Genomic DNA, 21,519 nt, shown 5'->3' on the forward strand with positions numbered 1-21,519 from the left:
GTGTCATGCGGCCGGAAGGACGACCGCCGTGGCCTCCACTTCGACCTTTAGCCCGAAATGCAGCGGACCGGTCGGCACGATCGCCCGCGCCGGGCGCGCGTTGCCCGCCCATGCCGCGTAGATGGCGTTGAATGCCGGCCAGTTCTCGATGCTGTCCACGTAGACGCGGACCTGGACCAGCCCGGCGATGCCGCTCCCGGCGGCAACCAGCGCCGCCTCCACGTTTGCCAGCACCTGCCGCGCCTGCTCGTCGAAGGGGGCGCCGGAGAGCTTTTGCCCGTCAGGCGTGACCGGAAGCTGGCCGGACACGAAGACAAAGCCATTGGCGACCGTTGCGTGGCTGTAGTGTCCGCCCGGCGCGGAGAGCCCGGCGGGCGAGACCGTCTGCAGAGACTGCACAGTCTGTGCAGTCTGGACTGCGTGATTCTGATTACCATCCATGAAACCGGCTCCAGGTGGCGAGCTCGCCGTCTTGCGCGAGCACGTGATATTCAGGAAATTGCGCCCCTGTCGCGCAGGCATGATTGGGCGGGATGCGCAGCAGCGTGCCGACAGGGAAGCGCGTTGCGATGTCGGGCTCCGGGGAGCCTTCTCGCGAGAGAATGCCATGTTCCTGGTTGGCGCCGCTGAGCACGTACCCCGGCAGCACGGCGCCGATCCGGCGAGCCCGATGGGCTTGAAGTCCGCGACCGGGTCGTAGGGCAGCTTCTTGTACAAGGCCACGTTGGTCACATGGGTTCCGTCGTGCCGAAGCCCGGCGTGTAGCCGTTAGGCGCGGCCTTCGCCAGCCTGGCAAGGCCTATGGTGCCGCCCGCGCGGGCGAGATTCTCGATGACCATGGGCTGGCCGAGCTGATCGCCCATCTGTCTGCCAAAGCCCCGCGCGAGCGCGTCACTGGGTCCGCCAGCCGGAAACGGCACCACCAGCGTGATGGGCCGCGCGGGAAACGCCGGACTTTGTGCCATGGCTTGCGAATCCAGGGGCAGGGTGGCTGCCGCCAGCAGGCGGCGGCCAAAAGGAGATGGAATGCCGGACATGGCGGGCGTTCCCTAGCAAGTTGCAGCGTGAAGGGACCGCAGCCAAGGTAGCGCCGGCTCCAGCGTCGCGAACTCGGCCTCAGGCGCCGGCGCGCCCGCGGGCAAGGCCAGGCGCACCCGGTTATGCCAGTAGGTGCGCAAGCCCACGGCCGAGGTCCCGAACATGTCATAGCCCGAGCCCGCGACGAAGGCGGCACTCGCGGCAGGCACGCCGAGCTGCTTCAGCGCCAGTTGATACGGGCGCGGATCCGGCTTGTAGAAGCCGGCTTCCTCGGAGGTGACGACCACATCCCAGTCGATATCGAGCAGGGCAGCGGCACGGCGCCCCAGGCGTTCGGAGCAGTTGGTCACCACCGCCAGGCGGCAATGCGGCCGCAGCGCCCGCAGCAGTTCGCGCGCGCCATCCCATGCCGGGAGCGCGTCCCAGCCGGCCTCGAGCGCTTCCGGCGCGCTGGCGGGCAGGCCGACATGCCGGGCTGCCTCCCGCACCAGTTGCTCATAGCTGACGTAGGCGCCGCAGCCATAGGTCCGCTTCAGGTACTCCGCCCGCCACGCCCTGCCTTGCGCCTCCGATCCGGCGGCGGCGTTCCAGATAGTCCAGGAATCCAGCAAGGCAGTGAGCAGGTCGAACAGGACGGCGCGGGGCCAGGCAGGGGCGGGAGAATTGTCGGGGGTATCCATGGGGGCCTTTTACGTGAGTGGGGTGGTTGTCAGTGGCAATCGGCAGTCGCGACAGGCCCTCAGTGTACGAAGGAGTCTGTGGCTCGTGGTTAAATACCGGAACATCAATCGTTAAGCTGAAGTGAATGATCCAGATCGAGGACCTGCGACCGGTCGGCGCGGTACGGGACTCCTCCTGGATCGCCCGCACGCTCGCGCCGAATGCGCGCTGGCTGTGCGCAAGCCCGGCTTACCTGCGCGCGCATGGTACGCCCGCCGATTCGCGTGAGCTGCTGGAACACGCCTGCATCTGCATTCGCGAGAACGACGAGGACGTGACGCTGTGGCGCTTTCGCCGGCCGGGTCAGGGCGCCGCGCGCCGGCCCCCGGCAGTGGGCGGAACAAGGGCTGGGCCTGGTGCTGCGCTCGGAACGGGATACGGCGGAGGCGGTGGCGCGCGGCTCGCTGGTCCGCGTGCTTGCCGACTGGGAGTTCGACAGCGCCCCGGTGACTTTGCTGGTGCCGACGCGGTGTGGGCGTACGGCACGGGCGCAGGCGCTACAGCAGTTCTTCGAGGAGGGATTGGGGAAATAGCGATCCGGAAAATGCGGGTTTGCCGAGGCGAGCTTTCCCGGCGCGTATGCAGGCGTCTATTGCTCCGGGTTGGCGCAGTAGCCGTCGAATGATTCCAGGGTGAGCTTAAAGCCCTGTTTCCGGGCCAGCTCGCCGGGACGCACACATTGCCTGGTGCGCGTGCACCAGGCGTATCCGGCCGAGGGGATGCAGCCATTCGCATCCCGATCGGAGCCAGGCATATTCGCCGCGGGAGCGGGCGTTTGCGGCTTCGCCGGTGCCACCGGCGCTTGCGTTGCGCATGCGGCAACGCAGCAAAAGAGTAGCGCGCTGAAGGGGCAGGTCACTCGCATCGGCATCGGTCTCTCCATGATTTCCGTGCGCGGGATTTAGCGGCAGGGGCGAGCCGCGCGGCGCAAATGATCAGATAGTGACAAGCACGTCGAATCTTTGAAACTATTTTAGCGAACTCCTGCATTGCACCGGACGCTGATGAGCGATCCCGATCTCATCATGATCGACGAACCGACCGAGGGCGTAGCGCCCAAAGTGGTTGAAGGCATTGCTGCGTTGCTGCGCGATATCGCAAAGGCGGGTGTGTCGACCGCAGTCCGTGCAAGACCGCAGGCGGCGCCTTCAAGGCGCCGCCTGCGGCGTGACAATATTGAAGTACCCGTCAAAGCTATCCAGCATGCCGAACAGCGACGCCACCGCCTTGGGATCTCCGTCAATGCGGATGCTGCCATTGCTGATCGCTTCCGGCAGCGTCAGTTGCCTGAGGCTGATGCGGTCGAGCGTGGCCTTGTCCAGGGTGAGCGACGCCGTGGGCTGCGGATGTTGCGTGTCGGCCAGGTAGGTCAGCGCGCTGTTGCGCAGGGTCATGGCGTAGCGCTGCCGCAGGTCTGTGAAGTTCCAGTTCAGCGTCATCGCCTTGCCGGCCGCCTTGTCGGCGTTCAGGCGTACGGCAAGGTAGTCGAAGAAGTACGGTACGGTCAGCGCGCGCACCATGTCGGGCGATGTGGTGCCGCCGGACGCGCCCCGCTTGACGCCGTTGCGCAGTTCCTGCGCGCCGGTGAGGTAGGCGTTGCGCCAGGTGGCGTTCTCGGTCTGGTAGCCGAGCTGCTCCAGCGCATCGGCCTGCAGCGCGCGGGCCGCCGCGTTGGACGGATCGGCAAAGACGAGTTCATTGCCGATCTGCGCCACCCAGCGGTATTCGCCGCGGGCATAGGCTTCGCGCGCCTTGGCCAGGACCGCGTCCGGCCCGCCCATCCATTCAATCGTCTTCTTCGCGCCCTGCACCGGCGGCAGCGGGTTCAGGTGGGCGGGATTGCCGTCGTAGAAGCCCAGGTAGCGCTGGTAGACGGCGCGTACGTTGTGGCTGATGGAGCCGTAGTAGTCTCGCGCATACCATTTGCTGGCCAGCGGCTCGGGCAGCTTGCGCAGCGTGTCGGCAATGTCCATGGGCGTCATGCCATGGTTCATCAGGCGCAGCGTCTGGTCGTTCAGGTAGGCGTACATATCGCGCTGGTCCAACAGGAACTCGATGATGCGCGCCTGGCCCCAGGTGGGCCAGTGGTGCTGCGCGATCAGGATGTCGCTGCGCTCGCCATAGCGCGCCAGTGCCTGGCCGATGTAGTACGACCACGCCTTGGCGTCGCGCACCTGCGCGCCACGGATGGTCAGGATGTTGTGCTGGGTGCGGGCGGCGTTCTCCGCGATGCACAGGGTGCGCATCTGCGGGAAGTAGAGGTTCATCTCGGCCGGCGCCTCGGTGCCGGGCGTGAGCTGGAACTCGATGTCGATGCCATCGACGCGGCGCGTCTCTATGGTCTTGGTGATCAGGTCGGTGGGTGCCAGCAGCGTGACCGTGCCGCGCGAGGTGGCCTTGCCCAGTCCCGCGTCGACTTGCCCCGTCGCGCTGCGGGGCAGGGTGGCGCCGTACATGTATTGCGCGCGCCGGCTCATGGCGTTGCCTGCCAGCACGTTTTCGCTGACGGCTTCTTCCATGAAGCCGGCCGGCGCGATCACGGCCACCTTGCCGGCCTTGACGTCGGCTTCATCGGCGATGCCCTTGGCGCCGCCGAAATGGTCGGCATGGCTGTGCGTGTAGATCACGGCGACGACCGGCTTGCGGGGCCGGTGCGCGTAGTACAGCGCCAGGGCCGCGCTCGCGGTCTCGGCGGTGATCAGCGGGTCCATCACGATGATACCGGTGTCGCCCTCGATGATGTTCATGTTCGAGAGGTCGGCCCCGCGCACCTGGTAGATGCGGTCAGTGACCTTGAACAGGCCCGCTTCGTTGTTGAGTTGCGCGAGCCGCCACAGGCTGGGGTTGACCGTAGGCGGCGCGGCTTTGGCGCGCTCGAAGGCATAGGCGTTGAAATCCCACGCCACCCGGCCATCCGCGGTGCGGATGGTGGCTTCGGGGAAGCGTGCCACCAGGCCGCGATGGGCATCCTCGAAATCCTGCCGGTCGCCGAAGGGCAGCGCCTGCAGCCACGCCGCATTGGCCTGCGCGGTCGCGGGCGAAGCCGGCGCGCTGGCCGTCTGGGCGGTGGCAGCCTGGAAGGCAAGGAGCGCCAGCAGGGCGGGCAAGGTACGGCGAAGGGACATGGCAAGGCTCTGTGAAACGGGCAAGGCGACTATTGGAGTCGACTGGGACCTATAATTCAATTGCAAGTTTTTTATCCCAGCGATGCATGGAGCGCATGTCTTGAACCTGAAGCGCCTGGAACACCTGATCGCGGTGGCGGAAGAGGGCTCGCTGGCGGCCGCCGCCCGCCGCGTGCACCTGAGCCAGCCCGCGCTGACCCGCAGCATCCAGGCGCTGGAAGCCGAGGCCGGCATGCCGCTGTTCGACCGCGGCGCGCGCGGGGTCACATTGACGTCGGCGGGGCGCATGGTGGCTGAGCGGGCCCGCCGCATCCTGTTCGAAACCCGTTGCCTGTCGCGCGATCTCGCGCTGGTGCAGCAGCACGAGATCGGCAGCGTCCAGCTGGGGATGGGGCCATTTCCCGCGGCCATCCTGCTGCCCGAGGTGCTATCCGCCATGAATCGCCAATGGCCGAAGCTGCGCGTGACGGCCGAGGTAAATGGCGCGCCGGCGCTGCTCGCCGCCTTGCACGCGGAGACGCTGGATTTCCTGGTGGCGGAACACCGCACGATTCCGCCGGTGGCGGAACTGGAGGTTCGGCGGCTGCGGCCGGAGCGCTCGGGCTGGTATGTACGCCCGGACCATCCGCTTTGCCGCGGGCGGGTCACGCCGGCGCTGTTGCGCGAGGCGGCCCTGGTGTCGGTGACGCTGCCGCCGTACGGCCACGGGCAACTGCGCAGGCTGCTTGGCTGCCGGCCTGGCGAAACCCTCCCCTTGCAGGTGGAGTGCAACGACTTTCGCGCACTGGTGCACCTAGCGCGGCATTCCGATGCGGTCCTGCTGGCGCCCGCGCGCGCGCTCAGGGCCGAGCTGGAGGCCGGCGCGCTCGTGCCGCTGGAACTGGCGGGGAGCCCTGCCATGACCGTGGAGTTCGTGATCGTGCGCCTGGCGCAGCGCACGCTGTCCCTGGCGGCGGAAAGGGCGGTGGCGGTGGTCGAGGCGGCTGCATAGCCGGTTGCGCGTGCCGGGGCACCGTCGACGCACTGGCGAACCTGCTGCGGATCGCCGAAGCGGGTGGCAATCCCATCCAGCGTGTGGCGGGCACGATGCGTGTGCTCGGGGTCGAGCTGGAAATGGAGCCGCTGGTCCTGATGTCACAGTCCCGCGCCGTGGTGCTGGCTATCGGGACAGCCGGTGCCGGCGTAATGCCGGGCGCGAACGCCGCGGCGCACTGGTGGGAACTGGCCTTGTGGCTGGCAGAGGTCGAGAGCGCGGCGCTGCATCCAGGGTTGGAGGCTGGGCCTGCTGGCTGAGCCGGCGTCCGTCACCGGCGCGCGAGGGCAACCTGACGGGCCGCAGGCACCCGAAGCAGGCACACCGGCAGAAGCGCCTTATCCAGCGTCGCTGCCAGCTGTCTGCTCTAGTCGGGGATCACCATGAGATGTTGAAGCCGAACACGCAGGCGTCAATATGGAGGATTCACGACCATATATTGGGATCCTTGCGGCTGATACCAGGTAGTGCCGCATTGCTGGTAGACCATTCCGCCATAGTTGACTGGTACGCAACCTGGCGGCACGGTTCTCACCATCGAGCCGATAATGGCCGAAGTCACGGCAACCGTGGCACCGACCGCGACAGCGGCCCCGACCGGGTGGTAGTCATTGTCCCAACCGCCACTATTACCTTGGACATTCACGTTGACATTCTTGTTGACGTTGTTGACGTTATTCACACTGCTGTTGCGGACATTGTTGGTCCGCGCGTCGGCCTTGCTATTGTTGACCTGAGCGTTCTGCCTGGCGCCACCACCAGCCGCTTGCGCTTGAGCGCCGGCACCGCCTCCACCACCAGCCGCTTGCGCGCGCGCACCGCCGCCACCGCCACCACCGCCGCCACCACCGCCACCACCGCCACCACCGCCACCACCGCCAGCACGACCTGCCGCCTCTCCCGCGGGAACCAGCGCGAGGCTGGCGAGGACAAGCAAGGCCAGCGGCATCTGAAGCAACTTGCTGAATGATCTCTTCATGATGGCTCCTTTACTTTGTCTTGACCGGCAGGATCTCGATCTTGGACGAGCCTTTCGGCGGCGTGAAGCTGAACACCGAGTCCGTGAAGCTCGGCTTCAAGTTCCACTCAAGCAGGGAGACCGATTGCGGACGGGCTTCATCTGCCCGATTGGTGATGACGATCTTGCGCGGCAGCGGCTTGCCTCCGGTAGTAATCCAGATCTGCCAGTCGATAGTGCCCTGGCGAAAAGCGTAATGGTCGCAAAGGTCCTTTCCGACAAAGTCCTGGCCGGCATTCATTGCGGACTCAATCTTGTCGAGTGGCGCGGCAGGGGTACCCCAGATGAAGAGATCCGATAGCGGCAGTTCCACGCCGTACTTTTCCTGCAACCGTCCGATCAGGGCACCGATCGTGTCGGCAAATTCGACCGACGAGTAATACTTTTGCGCAGGGGTATAGAGGGTAACGGTCTTGCCGTCGTAGATCAGTTCGCGTTCAGAGCGTGGACTTAGCATCATGACGCGTAGCTTGTTCGGACGGACGACATCCAGATCTGCCCTTGCCATGTGCTGTAGTTTCTGGCCATCCGCCAGCACCCGTTCGGCGGTCAGATCGTTCGATACCCGGAAGCGCCCCAACGTCTGCAGATGGGCGCCCATGTCCTTGAGTGCCTGAATCGATCCTTGATCGACAGCGCTCGCCGCGGACTGGGTCGTGCCCGCCGGCGGCGTCTGAGCATGAATAGGCGGTGCCGCGAGCGCCATAGCCAGAAGGCTGAGCACCAGAATCTTCCGTTCCATGGCTGTCTCCTCTTTTGAAATGAAATTCACTACAACAATATGGACGCCTCGCCGCCGGCGATATATCGCTTTAGCAGATCGAGGGAGGTTGGCCGCCTATTCGCAATCGGCCGCCTCGACTTCGGCATGGCGCCGGACTTTCATCCAGTGCCCCGTTCTTTGCCCGATCGGTTCCGGCTGCGCCGCGCCGTTGAACTCACTCCCACGCTGCGGGAGAAGCCCGGAGTTCGCGATGACAGGAAACGCATGCCGATTGCAAGACACTTCCAACGTAGTCAAAGCCGGCGGGTAAACTTTGATCCAGGACAAGAAGCCCATTCATAGGCGCGGGCGGCCCAGGCTTAGCGCGTCTCCAGTCTGAGATGCGGCATTTGCAAGCTGCGTCTCGCCTGCTTCTCTATAGTGCAGAGAGGGCTACACGCGGTCGCGAGGTCGCAAAATGGCGTATAAGGTGCACGCGCAGGTCGCGGCTCCGACCCCGCCGCCTGCTATGGAAGGGGAGGCGATCACCTGGACTGCAAGTAGGCGGCCACGGCGCTGGCCTCGTCGTAGCTCAAATCGTGCGCTACCGCGCTCATCACAGGCGAGTTGCCGCGCGAACGGTTCTTGAACACTTCGATCTGGCGTAGCAGATAGGCGCGATGCTGCCCCGCCAGTCGCGGGAATGCGCCGGCGCCCTCGGCCCGAGCGCCATGGCAGGAAGCACAGGCGGGCACCCCGCGGTCTGCGAAGCCTTGCTCGAAAATCGTTTGTCCTTTGCTCGTCAACCCGGGGTCGCCGGCCACACCCGGTGCCGGCGTCTGACTCCCGTAATAGTCGGCCAGCGATTGGATCGTCGCGTCATCGAGTTGCGCGGCGATTCCCCACATGTGCGAGCGTGCATCGGATTCTCCGCGTTCATGATCGCGGAAGCCTTTGAGCTGTGCCTGCAGATATTCGGGGGTCTGGCCAGCCAGTCGCGGAAACCTGGGCGAGTCGCTGCGGCCATTCGCGCCATGGCAGGTTGCGCATAGCTGCTGGGCCAGCCCCGCGCCACCTTCCGCGCGCGCCGGCATCACCGTCAGCGTCACCGTCAGCGCAATGCTTGCGGTCAGAAGCAGGGAATGCATTCGCATACTCGTGACGAAGGGCAGTTTCATGGTCATTCAAGGCCGGTAGCGTTGGGGAATCTGGATCGGAATGCAAGCCGGGCAATCGGACATAAGGTGTTGTTGTCGCTCGCGATTCCGTTGCTGCCGTTGCACTTTGCACTCGCACCTTTGAGCCCTGGACCAGGTTTGGATTGGTAATCGGCCTCAGCCCGGATCGGGGAAGCGGAAACGGCCATCCGGAGAGCATAGGAAGTTCCAGCGAATTGCCGTTGACATGGATCAAACAAGCATCCGGCCATAGGCGGCGCGCGTCAAGGCAGATGTCGCCTCATTCATGCAGCCAAACGCTGTTTTTTGGCGCCTGGCTTGATACCGCTGGGCACGGCAATCTCGCGCTCCGGGTTGAGCGTGACCGTGCCGATTGGCGTCCAGTTTCGCGTGTGGCGTGACCAGCGACGTGGGTTGCGCTCGCGGGCCTCGGCATAGAGCACATGACGAGCGGCGAGAATCCTATCGTCGTGCCCGGCGTGGCGCTGTGCCGGGCTCACGTAGCGGATGCCGCTGTGCCGATGCTCGTGGTTGTACCAGTGCACGAAGTGCGCCGCCCAGGCGCGCGCCTTGCTCAGATCGGCGAAGCCGCTGGACGGGAACTCCGGCCGGTACTTGGCCGTGCGAAACAGGCTCTCCACAAAGGCGTTATCGTCGCTCACGCGTGGACGCGAATACGAGGGCTTGACACCCAACCAGTGCAACATCGCCAGCACCGTGGTGGCCTTGAGTGTGGCGCCGTTGTCCCCGTGCAGCACCGGCTTGGCCGCCATGGCGTGGATGCCCTCGGCCAGCGCCGTGCGCTTGACCAGATGCGCCGCGTGGTCGGCGTCGTCGCGGTCGTGGACTTCGAAGCCCACGATCTTGCGGTACACGTCCAGGATCAGGTACAGATAAAACCAGCGCCCGGTGATCTCGGCAGGCAGGTACGTCATGTCCCAGCACCATAGCTGGCGCGGTGCGGTAGCCACGTGCGTGGTGGGCGGGCGGCTTTGACGGGGCGCCTTGGCGCGGCCTCGATGCCGGCTCTGGCCATGCGCGCGCAGCACGCGGCCAAAGCTCGATTCGCTGGCCAGGTACACGCCTTCGTCGGCCAGCATGGGCACGATGCGCGCCGGCGGCATATCGGCGAAGCGCGGCTCGTTGGCCACGCGCAGGATCTGCTCGCGCTCAGCCTCGGTGAGGGCATGAGCGGGCATTGGCCGCACCGCCTGGGGCCTGCCGTCACCCGATATGAGACCTTGGCCGTCCGTCCAACGCTGCAGCGTGCGCGCGCTGATGCCAGCGGTCTCGCAGGCCGCGTGCAGCCTTGCCCCAGCAGCGTGCGCCACTTCGATGTCGCGGGCCAGAGTCTGGCGATCTTCGAGGCCGATCATTCGTCCTCGCCCTTGTTGAAGATCGCCGCGACTTTTTTTGAAAGTACCAGCAATGCAGCAGTCTCGGCCAACGCCTTCTCCTTGCGCCGCAACTCGCGTTCGAGCTCCTTGATGCGGCGGCGATCATGCTGGGTCTGCTTCGGACTGGCGCGCACCTCCTCCGGTTCAGCCAGCGCCTGCGTGGCGGCTTGGCGCCACTGTTCAAGCTGTTGGGGGTACACACCGTGCTCGCGACACCAAGCACTGCGCGCAGTCTCGTCCATGGCCGCCGTGGCGATTACAGCCTCCAGCCGGGCAGGCGCTGTCCATGCCCGCTCGCGAGCGGGCATGGACAGCGCATCCGCACGCCACCGCTCCAACGTGGCCACTGCCACACCCAGTTCCCTTGAAACCACTTCCACCGCCACACTCTCCGGCGGCAACAACCGCGCTACTGCACGGTCCTTAAACACTTGTCCGTATCGAGCCACTTCCATCTCTTATCGCCCCCAAGGTTCAGATTCTATCTGGGCGACATCTATTCTGACGCGGGGGGTAGGTATGGGAGCGTGTCGTTCAGGGCATCGTCACTGAAATCCAGGAAAAAAGAATCGAGATCTATTGCGTCCATCTTCGCTCGCGCAATATGAGTGCATTAAGCGTGAAATGCACCCGACTCGCAAGAATAAACATCACCCGGCAACGTCTGCGTGCCCAACACCGCATCCCGCTTATCAAGCAAATGCCGCTGCAGGATCCCGGCAAGCCTGGCGCCATCGCGCGCCTCCAGCGCCAGCAGCATCTGCGTGTGGTCCTGCACCGCGCTGTCCCATTTCGGTGCCTGGAAATTCGACCGATATCGCAGCGCCTGCAGGCGCCGGTTGACAGTCTGGTAGATTTGGCGCAGCGCTGGGTTTCGCGCTGCCTCGTTGATCCTGTCATGGATCGTCTGGTTTCGTGCGTAGTAGCCGGCAAGATCGTTGCGCGTGCGGCACGCGATCATATCGTGGTGCAGGCGCCTGATTTCCAGCAGCTCCGCGTCGGTCATCCGCTCGCACGCGAGTTGCCCCGCCAGGGCCTCGAGCCCCCCAAGGACTTCGAAAGCCTCGCGTATCGCGGGTTCCGACATGCTGGCCACCGACGCACCACGGTTGGGGGTGAGTTCAATCAGTCCTTCGGCGGCAAGCACCTTCATCGCTTCGCGTAGCGGCGTTCGCGAAATGCCAAAGACCTCGCAGAGTTCGCGCTCATTCATCTTCTGGCCGGCCACCAGCTTGCCTTCGACAATGAGACTCCTGATATGGTCCACCACCGCGTCATGGAGGCGTTGGCGCATCACCTTCGGGAGCGATGGCGCGGATCCGGGCCGGGCCGGCGGCGGTGCCGTTTGCATGCAGGACTCCAGTTAGCTTCCTTGTGCGGAAATACTAACGGAAATGTCGACAAATCGATGCTCAAACGGGATTGAGAAAACTTCAAGCCGGCTTGCCGGATTTATGGAGATCGTTCTGCTAAATTGAATTGTATTCAAAATTCATCAGAGGAGAACGCAATGCTTAAGCTGGATTTTCATCCTTCCGGTCGCCACTTTCTTCAGATTCCGGGGCCGAGTCCTGTCCCCGACAGGATCCTGCGGGCGATCAGCTATCCGACGATCGACCATCGCGGACCCGAGTTCGGCGCGCTTGGCCTGAAGGTGCTCGATGGTATCAAGAAGATCTTCCAGACGCGGCATCCGGTCATCATTTATCCCGCGTCCGGGACCGGCGCCTGGGAGGCCGCGCTGGTGAATACCCTGAGCGCGGGTGACAAGGTCCTGATGTACGAGACGGGACATTTTGCGACGCTGTGGGACAAGATGGCGCGCAGTCTCGGCCTGCAGCCGGAGTTTCTCGGGCTTCCCGGCATCGAGGGATGGCGGCGCGGCGTGAATGCCGCGATGATCGAAGAGCGGTTGCGGGCTGACACGCAGCATGAAATCAAGGCGGTTTGCGTCGTCCACAATGAGACGTCGACGGGCGTGACCTCGAATATCGCGGCGGTACGGGCCGCCATCGATGCCGCCGGGCATCCGGCGCTGCTGATGGTGGATACGATCTCCAGCCTTGGCTCGGCGGACTACCGGCATGACGAATGGGGCGTGGACGTGACCGTCTCCGGTTCGCAGAAGGGCTTGATGCTGCCGCCGGGGATCAGCTTCAATGCGCTGTCCCCCAAGGCCATCGAGGCCAGCCGTCACGCCACGTTGCCCCGCAGTTTCTTTGGCTGGTCGGAGATCCTGGAGATGAACAAGACCGGATACTGGCCCTATACGCCGAATACGAATCTGCTCTACGGCTTGTCGGAAGCGCTGGACATGATCGAGACGGAGGGGCTTCAGGATGTCTTTGCCCGCCACAAGCGTCTCGCCGAGGCATGCCGGCGCGCGGTGCGGGCCTGGGGGCTCGAAATCCAGTGCGTGGACGCCGCGGTGTACAGCCCCGTGTTGACCGGAGTCATGATGCCGGACGGTGTCGATGCAGACGTGGTTCGCAGGAATACCTACGAGCGTTTCGATATTTCCCTGGGCGCCGGGCTGGGCAAGTTGCGTGGCCGGATGTTCCGGATCGGCCATCTGGGCGACTGCAATGACCTGACGCTGGTCGGGGCGCTCGCAGGATGCGAGATGGGCCTGAAGATCTCCGGCGTGAAGACCGCCGCCAGTGGCGTGCTGGCAGCGATGGAATTCCTTGGCGATCAAGTCGTTCCGTCTCTGGTCAAAAGCTGAAGACCACCCGTTAGCGCAGCGCCAGGGATGTGACTGACGGTCCGGGACGGGTGCCCGGACCGGGCCGCATTCACTTCATCTTCCGTCAGCGCGGCTGGGCTTCCCCCGAGACATTTTCGTGGTCTCGCCGAAGCCCCGCTCGCGTGGCCGGCATCCGCCAGGCCCACCGCCACCTATCATGACAATCCTATCCCCGTCTCCGCTGGTGAAACCCGTTCATCTCGTGCCTTCGCGTGCCGGTTCAGGCAGTCCGCTCTCCAGGCTTCTCCGCAAGGAACTCAGGGGAGACGTACTCTTCGATGCCGCCAGCCGTGGTCGTTACTCCACCGACGCATCGATCTACCAGATCATGCCCCTGGGCGTCGTGGTGCCGCGTGACCAGGCCGATCTGATCCTGGCGCTGGACATAGCAAGGGATAGCGGAGCCCCGATCCTGGCGAGAGGGGCGGGGACCAGCCAGTGCGGCCAGACCGTGGGCGAGGCGCTCGTCATCGACAACAGCAAATGGCTCAATAACGTAGTCAGCTTTGATGCGCAGGCCAGGCTTGTCACCGTTGAGCCGGGCATTGTCCTGGACCACCTGAATGCCTGGCTGAAGCCGCATGGCTTGTGGTTCCCGGTGGACGTCTCCACGGGGGCGCAATGTACGATTGGCGGCATGGCAGGCAACAATTCGTGCGGCTCCCGCTCGATCGAGTACGGCAACATGGTGCACAACGTGCACGCCATCGACGCTGTCCTTGCCGACGGGACGCAGGCCAGTTTTGCTTCGGTGCGCGGCGGTCCGCAGCCGGGACGGCTGGGCGAGATACTGGCGGGACTGCGGCACATCGCCGAACGCGAGAATCGCGAGATTGTCGAACGGGTCCCGAAGGTGTTGCGCCGGGTCGGTGGCTACAACATCGATATCTTCGATTGCCAGAATCCGCGGTCGTACACGGACGATGGCCTGGCAAACCTGGCGCATATCCTGGTCGGGTCCGAAGGGACGCTGGCGGTAAGCCGGCAGCTCACGCTCAGGCTCTCGCCGCTCCCGACGCATAAAGTCCTCGGCGTCGTCAGCTTCCCCACCTTCTACCAGGCAATGGATATGACCCAGCACATCGTCAAGCTGGGTCCGTGCGCGGTCGAGCTGGTCGACAGGACGATGATCGACCTGGCGATGGGCAATCCCGCCTTCCGCCCGGTGATCGAGCAGGCGCTGGTGGGCAATCCACAGGCCATCCTGCTGGTGGAGTTCGCGGGTGAGCAGCAGGATTCCCTGCTCAGGCAACTGGATGGCCTGGTCGAGTTGATGGGCGACCTGGGCTTGCCCGGCTCGGTCAAGCCAATGGCCGACATGGGGCAGCAAAAGGCCTTGTGGGAAGTCCGGAAAGCGGGCCTGAACATCATGATGAGCATGAAAGGCGACGGGAAGCCCGTCTCCTTCATCGAAGACTGCGCGGTGCCGCTTGAGCACCTGGCGGAGTACACCGACCGTCTTACCGGCGTGTTCCATCGGCATGGCACGGAAGGAACCTGGTACGCCCACGCCAGCGTGGGTACCCTGCATGTCCGGCCGATCCTGGACATGCGGCGCGATGGCGCCGCGAAAATGCGGGCCATTGCCGAGGAGGCTGCCGAGCTGGTCCGCGAGTACAAGGGCGCGTTCTCCGGCGAGCATGGGGACGGACTGTGCCGGGGCGAATGGGTGGCGTGGCAGTACGGCCCCAGGATCCACCAGGCATTCCGGGAGATCAAGTCGCTGTTCGACCCGGATAACCGTTTCAACCCGGACAAGATTGTCCAGCCGCCGCGCATGGACGACAGCCGGCACTTCCGCTACTCCCCGGAGTACCAGACGATTGCGCTGAAGCCCGCGCTCGACTGGACCGCATGGAATGTCATGCGGGACCCCATCTCGGGCGTGGAGACTGCCCCCGGCCTGGGCGGCGACCGCGCCCAGGGACTGGCGAAGGCCGTTGAGATGTGCAACAACAACGGCCACTGCCGGAAGTTCGATGCCGGCACCATGTGCCCCAGCTACCGCGTGACGAAGGATGAAAAGCACGTGACCCGCGGGCGCGCCAACACCCTGCGGCTGGCATTGTCCGGCCAGCTTGGGGCGGAAGGGCTGGCCAGCCCCGAGGTCAAGGAAGTACTGGACCTCTGCGTTTCCTGCAAGGGCTGCAAGCGGGACTGCCCGACCGGCGTGGACATGGCAAAGGTAAAGATCGAGGCGCGTTCGGCCTGGACGCAACGGCACGGACTGGGATTGCGCGACCGCCTGGTGGCATTCATGCCGCGGTATGCGCCGCTGGCGAGCAAGTTCGCGCCGCTGGTCAACCTGGCGGACCGGATCCCGGTGCTGTCCTCGCTGATGAAGCGCTGGATCGGCTTTGCTCCCGAGCGGTCGCTGCCGCGCTTCGAGAGTTCGTTTCTGTCGAGACGCAAGACGGCAGGCCGGACAGCGATCGGCGAGAAGACGGTCTTGCTCTTTGTCGATACGTTCAATAACTATATGGAGCCGGCGAACGCGGTTGCCGCGGAGCGTGTGCTGAGCGCGGCCGGGTATGACGTTCACTTCAGTGTCTCGCCGGACCAGCGGCCGCTTTGCTGCGGGCGCACCTTCCTGGCGGCGGGCCTTGTCGACGAAGCCAAAGCCGAGGCAAGGCGCGCACTGGATGCCTTGAAGCCTTACGTCGATGGCGGTGTACCCATCGTCGGACTGGAACCATCCTGCCTGCTCTCCCTGCGGGACGAGTTCCTGAGCTACGGATTCGGCGACGAAGCCCGGCGTCTGGCAAAGTCCGCCTACCTGTTCGAGGAGTTCCTGGTGGCGGAGAAGGAAGCCGGCCGGCTGGCGCTCAAGCTCACAGGCATTCCCGGTAACAAGGTGCTTGTGCATGGCCATTGCCACCAGAAGGCGTTCGATGCCTTCCGCCCGGTACAGACCGTATTGAAATGGATTCCGGGACTCAAGGTCGACACGGTGGAGTCGTCTTGCTGCGGAATGGCTGGCAGCTTCGGTTATGAAGCGGAGCACTTTGAAGCGTCCAGGGCAATGGCGGAGCTATCCCTGCTGCCAGCGGTCCGAAGCGCCGGCAGCGACGCGGTTGTCGTCGCCGATGGAACGAGCTGCCGTCACCAGATCCATGACGGGACGGGCACGCCGGCGGTGCATGTTGCCCGCTTGCTGGCGTCCGCGCTCGACGAGGATTTCGATGCCTTGCTGCGCGCAGGCTGACCTGTGTTGTCCTGCGGCGATTGCGAAACCGCGATCGCCCGCGGGACTGCGCCGGTGAAGTCCCGTCGGCAACGCGCACGATCTATGCGGTTATACTTGCGCGAGGTTCCGTTGCCGCAGGCATCCGCGCACCGGGCATGGAGGATACGCCCCGATAGCGTGCTCCGGCGTCTCGGGTTCTCCTCCCTCGCGTAGTTCTGAACGCCTGTCGTCCGTCGCATCCGCAGCGGTTGGGGTAGGTACACTCGTGAGCACTTTCCATGACGTATAGAGTTCCACCGCTGCAATGCCTGACCGCGTTCGAAGCCGTCGCGCGGCTGCGCAGCGGGACGTTGGCGGCGCAAGAATTGTGCGTCACGCCTAGTGCGATCAGTCATCGCATCCGCCAGCTTGAAGACGTCATGGGCATCGAGCTTTTCAATTCGGTCCAAGGCGGGTTCACCCTGACGGCGCGAGGGTCCGAGTATCTCGAAGTGGTGAAGGAAGCGCTGAACGCGTTGAGCCACTACAGCGCCCGGCCAAGGTCTGCCGGAGAGATCCGCCAGTTGCGCGTCGCCGCACCGCCGACCTTTGCGCGCCAGGTGCTGGTGCCGCATCTCACCGGTTTCCAGGATGCGCACCCTGATCTCGAGCTGATTCTTCAACTGTCCGTGCCGCTGGTGGGGCTCAAATCCGAGAACGCGGATATCGAGATCCGCTTTGGCACAGGGAGTTATCCGGGTCTCGAAACGGTGAAGATACTGGATGAGCCGGTCTTTCCTGTCTGCAGTCCCAGCTACCTTCGCGATGTCGGGCCATTCCAGTCGCCCGAGAAACTATCCACGGCACGCCTCCTGCGTTGTCCGCTTGAGCCCTGGCGGCCCTGGCTGGTGGCCGCCGGGCTTGACTGGCCGGAGCCGAGCATCGGCGCGCAATTTGTCGACCTCGGGCTGATGCTGGAAGCCGCGGTGAACGGCCAGGGCGTTGCACTGGCGCGTAACAGGATGGCGCGGAGCTGGATCAGTTCGGGCGTCCTGGTTCCCTTGTTCGACCTTCAGGTGCGCTCGATCTACGCGTACTACATCACCTACCCGCCGGGATGCGAAGAGGGGAGCGATATTGTGAAGTTCGTCCGCTGGATGACCGACATACTGCGCAATCCGCTGAAATAAGCCGGAATCAGCCTGAATCAACCGCCTGAGGCTCCGCCGCGCATCTCGTGGGCAACCGACAGCATCGTGGCGGCAGCGGTTGCCGCCATATCAGCGGAGATGTCGAGGTGGGTGGTGACGCGCACGAGGCCACGGTCGATAGCCCGGACCCTCACGCCGCGCTCAAGGCATCGTCCGGCAAATCCCGCATTGTCGATCCTGGCGTCGGAGAACGCGAAGCGCAGGATGTTGGTCTGCGGCACCGGCGGATCGAAGCGGAAGAGCTGGCTGGCGGCCAGCGCCCGCCAAATCAGCGCGGCATTCTCATGATCGCGGGGCAATTGTTCCAGGTGGTTTTCCAGTGCATACAGGCCGGCTGCCGCGAGGACGCCGGACTGGCGCATGGCGCCGCCTAGACGGTACTTCCATTCCCACGCGCGCTCGATGAAACGCCCGGTGCCGCATAGCACGGCCCCGACAGGGCACCCAAGTCCTTTGGTCAGGTCGATCCACGCGCTATCCCATCCCTGTGCATAGTCCGACGGCGCCATGCCGGTAGCGGCGCTGGCGTTCAGCAGGCGGGCGCCGTCCATGTGGCATGCCAGGCCGGCACCTTGCGCCACATCACGCACGCCCTTCAGTTGCCCGATGCTCCAGACTGCGCCGCCGGCGAAATTGGTCGTTTGCTCGACGCACAGCATGGCGGTTCGCGGCGAGGTACGGCCAGGTGGACGGATCGCGCCGGCGACCTGTGCCGCATCGAAGATGCCGTGCGGCGATTCGAGCGGATAGACGGCGACTCCGCCAATCGCGGCGGCACCGGCGGCCTCGGTGCACACGATGTGCGACTGGCTGTCCGCGATCAGCTCGTCGCCGGGCCGGGCATGCACCAGGATCGCGACCAGGTTGGCCATCGTCCCGGACGGAAGAAAGACGCCGGCCTCCATGCCCAGGAGACCGGCTACCCGTGCGCAAAGGGCCAGCGTCGCCGGGTCCTCGCCGGCTTGTTCGTCGCCAACCGTGGCGTCCGCCATTGCCGCGCGCATGCCGGGCGAAGGCCGGGTCTTCGTGTCGCTGTAGAGATCGATCCGCGTATGCATGGAATCTTGCCTCGTGATAGGGAAAGCGGCGAGGAAAAAAGCCGATCCGGGGGATCGGCCAAAAGCTTGCCTCTTTGGGGAAGGGGCAGGCGCTAAGCTAATGGATGACCATCTGCGTGAACGGGTAGAGATACGCCTGCAGCGTAATGAAGAGTCCAACTAGAACGGCCAGGATCAGGGAGTGGAAGAAAACGTAGCGCAGGATGTCGCCTTCATGCCCGTACCACTTGGTGGCGGTCGAGGCAACCACGATGGATTGCGCATCGATCATCTTTCCCATGACGCCGCCGGAGCTGTTGGCGGATGCCATCAGGTACGGCGACAGGCCAAGTTGTTCAGCGGTGGTCTTCTGCAGGCCGCCGAACAGCACGTTGGCGGCCGTGTCCGATCCGGTCAGCGCAACGCCAAGCCAACCGAGCATCGTGCCGAAGAGCGGATAGAGGACACCGGTATGGGCAAAGGCAAGCCCCAGCGTCGCGTCCAGGCCGGAGAACTTGGTCAGGTAGCCCACGCCGAACATGGCGCAGATGGTCAGCAGCGAATACCGGACCAGCTTGATGGTCTGCCAGTACTCCCGCAGCAGCCTGGGCAGCGAGTATCCCATCAGGATCCCGCTGATCACCGACGCGACCAGGATGCCGGTGCCGGCCATCGACAGGACGTTGAACGAGTACACGGCCGATTCGGGAATCGCCGCGGCGACCACCGGCGGCACCTTGAGCACCATCTTGTCCAGGCCGGGGATGCTGTATTTCCAGGTCCAGAGGGCATCCAGGTACTTCTTGAACTGCGGAATCCCCCACAGGAAGACAAACACCGTCAGGATGACCCACGGCATCCACGCCTTCGCCGCGGAGATGCGGCGCGCAGGGGCTTCCGTTTGCGGCGGTTCGTGGTTCTCGACCTTGGAATCATCGTGACGGTTGAACAGCTTTGCGGATGTCCAGATCTTGCGGGGCTTCCAGACCTTCATGAACAGGGCCAGGCAGCTCATGGAGACGAGCGAGGAGATGACGTCGACAAGCCAGGGCCCGTGGAAATTGGAAACGAGATACTGCGGGACCGCGAAGCTGACACCGGCGACCAGGATGGCCGGCCAGATCTCTTTCATGCCCCGGAAACCGGCAAACGCCCAGATCAGCCAGAACGGCACCAGGACCGAGAAGAAGGGCAACTGCCTTCCGATCATGGCCGAGAGTTGCAGGAGATCCAGCCCCGTGACGGAAGCGAGGGCAAGGACAGGGGAGCCAAGCGCGCCGAATGCCACCGGCGCCGTATTCGCGATCAGCGCGAGCCCGGATGCGGCGAGCGGGGAGAAGCCAAAGCCGATCAGGATCGCGCCAGTGACCGCGACCGGCGTGCCGAATCCGGCCGCGCCTTCAAAAAAAGCGCCAAAACAAAATGCGACCAGCAACAGCTGGATGCGCTTGTCTTCCGTGACCCCGGAGATCGAGTTCTGGAGCGCCTTGAAGAAGCCGTTCTGCGTGGTCAGCCGGTGCAGGAAGATGATGTTGAGAACGATCCAGCCGATCGGGAAGAGGCCGGAGGCAATGCCGTATGTGGCTGCCTTTCCCGCCATGCTCGCCGGCATCCCGAAGACCGTGCAGGCAACTACGCCGCCGGCCAGCAGGGCCAGGCCCGCGGCCAGGTGCGCTTGAATGTGGAAGAAGGCCAGTGCGGCCAACAGTACGACGATCGGGATCGCTGCAACGAGTGTCGAGAGCAACGGGCTTCCCAATGGATCATAGATTTGACTCCATGCCATGTTTGTCTCCTAGCAATGCATTTTTATGCGGCTGAATCGATATGTTTCGATACTTCGCCGGTGGGGCACGGAGCGGTTTTAGACTGGTTTTAATTCACGCCGTGAAGAGATCGGCGGTCCGGCGCTGCGGGGCCGGACCGCGATTGACCATTGCAATATTGACTAATGCGCTATCGCAATATCGCGCCATCGCGCTTCGGGTCAGGCGTTGTGCCGTGCGGGGACAGTGCCCGCGGAATTGAAGAGGAGATCGTTCAGGTCGTCGTCCTCGGCTCCGGCAGTGCGCTCCTCCGGATGCGAGGAGAATTCAACTGGCGCCAGCGCGCGCCGGTTGACCTTCAGCTGGAACACATCGAAGCGGTTGTAGTAACCGACCACGTCCTGGAACTGCTTCGGCACCACGCATTTCGCGAGGTCGATATCCGCATAGACGATGCCTTCCTCGTCGCGGATCACCTCGCTGATGGGCTGGCCATCCGGTCCCAGGATCATGGAAACGCTCTTCGGCGACTCTTCCAGCAACTGGCGAGCCCTGGAATTGTCGCGGCTGATCATGTCGATGGCTTCGGGGGGAAGGAAGCCCGATGCGACGATATTGAAGAGCTTGCCTTCGAAGGCATGCGCGCCGGCCCGCAGGCGGATCGCCGCTTCAAGGTCGTAGCCCGACTCTCCCGGCGGATTGGTCGGCCAGCGCGGAGAGAAGGACGAAACGTGCACGTTTTCTCCTTGCGCGAGCAGCGTAAAGCGTGCGAGGGCATTGGTGTTCTCGCCACAAACCAGCGCACCGATGCGGCCGATGCGGGTATCCGACACGCGCAGGCCGTTGCCGTCGCCCGGTGTCCACGTGAGCTTCTCCCAATACGTGGGAACGAGCTTGCGGTGTGCATTCAGGATGGACCCGTCGTCGCCGATCAGGATGTTGGTGTCCCAGATGCAGGCGGGGCTGATGGGCGTGCCCTCGTTGATGCCCAGTGAAACAAAGACACCGTGGCGCTTGGCGCAATCGCGGATCTGCCTGACCTCGGGGCCATTCACTTCCACTGCCGACGAGGCCAGCTTGACGAAGAACTCATGCACATCCACCGGCGCCCAGACGCCGGACCAGACAGGGAAGGAGGAGATGAAGGCTTCCGGAAACGCGATGAGTTCGGCGCCGTTGCCGGCGGCTTCGGCGATCCATGCGCAGGCCTTGTCGACGGTCGCCGGCGTATTGAAGTAGATCGGTGCCGCATGGCACGCGGCGGCTTTGAACTTGGGATAGGTTTTCATTTGAGGTTGTCTCCGAAAGAAATGCCGTTGCCGGCAGTTGGGTGCTTTAGGTGCTTTAGGTGCCTTGGGTGCCTGATCATTCAGGCTCTGGC

General features: G+C 64.3%; 18 protein-coding genes and 3 pseudogenes. 7 read left to right on the forward strand and 14 right to left on the reverse strand.

All coding sequences use genetic code 11. The annotated features are described in order from the left end of the window. Positions 1-3: 3 nt before the first annotated feature. The 4 genes and pseudogenes from ACZY0R_RS11525 to ACZY0R_RS11540 all read right to left on the reverse strand — a co-directional run bounded on the left by ACZY0R_RS11525 (position 4) and on the right by ACZY0R_RS11540 (position 1,718). On the reverse strand, positions 4-441 hold the full coding sequence (locus tag ACZY0R_RS11525) for a RidA family protein (protein ID WP_488858476.1): 438 nt from the start codon (positions 439-441) through the stop codon (positions 4-6). Beyond that, positions 431-655, reverse strand: a pseudogene (locus ACZY0R_RS11530) (DSD1 family PLP-dependent enzyme); the annotation flags it as partial. The pseudogene ACZY0R_RS11530 and the gene ACZY0R_RS11525, both read right to left, overlap by 11 nt. Positions 656-728: 73 nt before the next feature. After that, positions 729-1,037 (reverse strand): Bug family tripartite tricarboxylate transporter substrate binding protein, encoded by a 309-nt coding sequence (locus ACZY0R_RS11535; RefSeq protein WP_488858477.1) that lies wholly within the window; start codon positions 1,035-1,037, stop codon positions 729-731. Positions 1,038-1,049: 12 nt separating this feature from the next. Then, positions 1,050-1,718: an HAD family hydrolase gene (locus ACZY0R_RS11540; protein ID WP_488858478.1), complete on the reverse strand. Its 669-nt coding sequence runs from the start codon at positions 1,716-1,718 to the stop codon at positions 1,050-1,052. A 152-nt stretch (positions 1,719-1,870) separates the two neighbouring features. Here ACZY0R_RS11540 and ACZY0R_RS11545 point away from each other — a divergent pair. Both ACZY0R_RS11545 and ACZY0R_RS11550 read left to right on the forward strand, forming a co-directional pair. Next, positions 1,871-2,291: pseudogene (locus ACZY0R_RS11545) on the forward strand (LysR substrate-binding domain-containing protein); the annotation flags it as partial. A 456-nt stretch (positions 2,292-2,747) separates the two neighbouring features. Beyond that, a pseudogene (locus ACZY0R_RS11550) lies at positions 2,748-2,873 on the forward strand (ABC transporter ATP-binding protein); the annotation flags it as partial. A gap of 33 nt (positions 2,874-2,906) precedes the next feature. On the opposite strand, the gene ACZY0R_RS11555 reads toward ACZY0R_RS11550, so the two are convergent. Further along, positions 2,907-4,883, reverse strand: coding sequence for an alkyl/aryl-sulfatase (locus ACZY0R_RS11555; RefSeq protein WP_488858479.1), 1,977 nt, complete (start codon positions 4,881-4,883; stop codon positions 2,907-2,909). Between the two features lie 100 nt (positions 4,884-4,983). Here ACZY0R_RS11555 and ACZY0R_RS11560 point away from each other — a divergent pair, with 100 nt between their 5' ends. Together ACZY0R_RS11560 and ACZY0R_RS11565 are read left to right on the forward strand one after the other, a co-directional pair. Further along, on the forward strand, positions 4,984-5,874 hold the full coding sequence (locus tag ACZY0R_RS11560) for a LysR family transcriptional regulator (RefSeq protein ID WP_488858480.1): 891 nt from the start codon (positions 4,984-4,986) through the stop codon (positions 5,872-5,874). Positions 5,875-5,969: 95 nt separating this feature from the next. Further along, entirely contained in the window at positions 5,970-6,176 is a 207-nt protein-coding gene (locus tag ACZY0R_RS11565; RefSeq protein WP_488858481.1) for a hypothetical protein, read from the forward strand. A 152-nt stretch (positions 6,177-6,328) separates the two neighbouring features. Here ACZY0R_RS11565 and ACZY0R_RS11570 read toward each other — a convergent pair whose 3' ends face one another. The 6 genes from ACZY0R_RS11570 to ACZY0R_RS11595 all read right to left on the reverse strand — a co-directional run bounded on the left by ACZY0R_RS11570 (position 6,329) and on the right by ACZY0R_RS11595 (position 11,563). After that, entirely contained in the window at positions 6,329-6,598 is a 270-nt protein-coding gene (locus ACZY0R_RS11570; RefSeq protein WP_488858483.1) for a hypothetical protein, read from the reverse strand. Beyond that, positions 6,595-6,849, reverse strand: coding sequence for a hypothetical protein (locus tag ACZY0R_RS11575; protein WP_488858484.1), 255 nt, complete (start codon positions 6,847-6,849; stop codon positions 6,595-6,597). Before ACZY0R_RS11575 ends, ACZY0R_RS11570 begins: the two co-directional genes overlap by 4 nt. 56 nt (positions 6,850-6,905) lie before the next feature. Next, the gene (locus tag ACZY0R_RS11580) at positions 6,906-7,676 is read right to left on the reverse strand and encodes a DUF2092 domain-containing protein (RefSeq protein ID WP_488858485.1); all 771 of its coding nucleotides are present in this window, start codon (positions 7,674-7,676) and stop codon (positions 6,906-6,908) included. A gap of 506 nt (positions 7,677-8,182) precedes the next feature. Next, positions 8,183-8,785 carry a c-type cytochrome gene (locus tag ACZY0R_RS11585; RefSeq protein WP_488858486.1) on the reverse strand — a complete coding sequence of 201 codons (603 nt, stop codon included), beginning with the start codon at positions 8,783-8,785 and terminating at the stop codon, positions 8,183-8,185. Positions 8,786-9,099: 314 nt separating this feature from the next. Continuing rightward, a protein-coding gene (locus tag ACZY0R_RS11590; protein ID WP_488859636.1) for an IS3 family transposase occupies positions 9,100-10,661 on the reverse strand; the annotation gives its coding sequence in 2 pieces (ribosomal slippage) (positions 9,100-10,223 and positions 10,223-10,661; 1,563 coding nt in all). 164 nt (positions 10,662-10,825) lie between these two features. Then, entirely contained in the window at positions 10,826-11,563 is a 738-nt protein-coding gene (locus ACZY0R_RS11595) for a GntR family transcriptional regulator (protein WP_488858487.1), read from the reverse strand. Positions 11,564-11,722: 159 nt separating this feature from the next. Here ACZY0R_RS11595 and ACZY0R_RS11600 point away from each other — a divergent pair, with 159 nt between their 5' ends. The 3 genes from ACZY0R_RS11600 to ACZY0R_RS11610 all read left to right on the forward strand — a co-directional run bounded on the left by ACZY0R_RS11600 (position 11,723) and on the right by ACZY0R_RS11610 (position 17,314). After that, positions 11,723-12,937, forward strand: coding sequence for a pyridoxal-phosphate-dependent aminotransferase family protein (locus ACZY0R_RS11600; protein ID WP_488858488.1), 1,215 nt, complete (start codon positions 11,723-11,725; stop codon positions 12,935-12,937). A 178-nt stretch (positions 12,938-13,115) separates the two neighbouring features. Further along, positions 13,116-16,163 carry an FAD-binding and (Fe-S)-binding domain-containing protein gene (locus tag ACZY0R_RS11605; protein ID WP_488858489.1) on the forward strand — a complete coding sequence of 1,016 codons (3,048 nt, stop codon included), beginning with the start codon at positions 13,116-13,118 and terminating at the stop codon, positions 16,161-16,163. Between the two features lie 260 nt (positions 16,164-16,423). Then, positions 16,424-17,314 carry a LysR substrate-binding domain-containing protein gene (locus ACZY0R_RS11610; protein ID WP_488858490.1) on the forward strand — a complete coding sequence of 297 codons (891 nt, stop codon included), beginning with the start codon at positions 16,424-16,426 and terminating at the stop codon, positions 17,312-17,314. 17 nt (positions 17,315-17,331) lie between these two features. Here the strand turns inward: ACZY0R_RS11610 and ACZY0R_RS11615 are convergent, their stop codons facing one another. The 3 genes from ACZY0R_RS11615 to ACZY0R_RS11625 all read right to left on the reverse strand — a co-directional run bounded on the left by ACZY0R_RS11615 (position 17,332) and on the right by ACZY0R_RS11625 (position 21,427). Beyond that, a complete protein-coding gene (locus ACZY0R_RS11615; protein WP_488858491.1) occupies positions 17,332-18,393 on the reverse strand; it encodes a threonine aldolase family protein in 1,062 nt (353 codons plus the stop codon). 97 nt (positions 18,394-18,490) lie between these two features. Then, positions 18,491-20,158, reverse strand: a complete 1,668-nt coding sequence (locus tag ACZY0R_RS11620; protein WP_488858492.1) for an L-lactate permease — start codon at positions 20,156-20,158, stop codon at positions 18,491-18,493. Between the two features lie 201 nt (positions 20,159-20,359). After that, the gene (locus ACZY0R_RS11625; protein ID WP_045240866.1) at positions 20,360-21,427 is read right to left on the reverse strand and encodes a carbon-nitrogen hydrolase family protein; all 1,068 of its coding nucleotides are present in this window, start codon (positions 21,425-21,427) and stop codon (positions 20,360-20,362) included. Positions 21,428-21,519 lie beyond the last annotated feature (92 nt).

This window comes from Cupriavidus sp. F041, assembly GCF_057814235.1.

Bases quoted from the DNA above. Each gene is read 5' to 3' on its own strand.
- ACZY0R_RS11525 (WP_488858476.1), bottom strand. From the start codon at position 441: ATGGATGGTAATCAGAATCACGCAGTCCAGACTGCACAGACTGTGCAG.
- ACZY0R_RS11535 (WP_488858477.1), bottom strand. From the start codon at position 1,037: ATGTCCGGCATTCCATCTCCTTTTGGCCGCCGCCTGCTGGCGGCAGCC.
- ACZY0R_RS11540 (WP_488858478.1), bottom strand. From the start codon at position 1,718: ATGGATACCCCCGACAATTCTCCCGCCCCTGCCTGGCCCCGCGCCGTC.
- ACZY0R_RS11555 (WP_488858479.1), bottom strand. From the start codon at position 4,883: ATGTCCCTTCGCCGTACCTTGCCCGCCCTGCTGGCGCTCCTTGCCTTC.
- ACZY0R_RS11565 (WP_488858481.1), top strand. From the start codon at position 5,970: ATGCGTGTGCTCGGGGTCGAGCTGGAAATGGAGCCGCTGGTCCTGATG.
- ACZY0R_RS11580 (WP_488858485.1), bottom strand. From the start codon at position 7,676: ATGGAACGGAAGATTCTGGTGCTCAGCCTTCTGGCTATGGCGCTCGCG.
- ACZY0R_RS11585 (WP_488858486.1), bottom strand. From the start codon at position 8,785: ATGCATTCCCTGCTTCTGACCGCAAGCATTGCGCTGACGGTGACGCTG.
- ACZY0R_RS11595 (WP_488858487.1), bottom strand. From the start codon at position 11,563: ATGCAAACGGCACCGCCGCCGGCCCGGCCCGGATCCGCGCCATCGCTC.
- ACZY0R_RS11600 (WP_488858488.1), top strand. From the start codon at position 11,723: ATGCTTAAGCTGGATTTTCATCCTTCCGGTCGCCACTTTCTTCAGATT.
- ACZY0R_RS11605 (WP_488858489.1), top strand. From the start codon at position 13,116: ATGACAATCCTATCCCCGTCTCCGCTGGTGAAACCCGTTCATCTCGTG.
- ACZY0R_RS11610 (WP_488858490.1), top strand. From the start codon at position 16,424: ATGACGTATAGAGTTCCACCGCTGCAATGCCTGACCGCGTTCGAAGCC.
- ACZY0R_RS11615 (WP_488858491.1), bottom strand. From the start codon at position 18,393: ATGCATACGCGGATCGATCTCTACAGCGACACGAAGACCCGGCCTTCG.
- ACZY0R_RS11620 (WP_488858492.1), bottom strand. From the start codon at position 20,158: ATGGCATGGAGTCAAATCTATGATCCATTGGGAAGCCCGTTGCTCTCG.
- ACZY0R_RS11625 (WP_045240866.1), bottom strand. From the start codon at position 21,427: ATGAAAACCTATCCCAAGTTCAAAGCCGCCGCGTGCCATGCGGCACCG.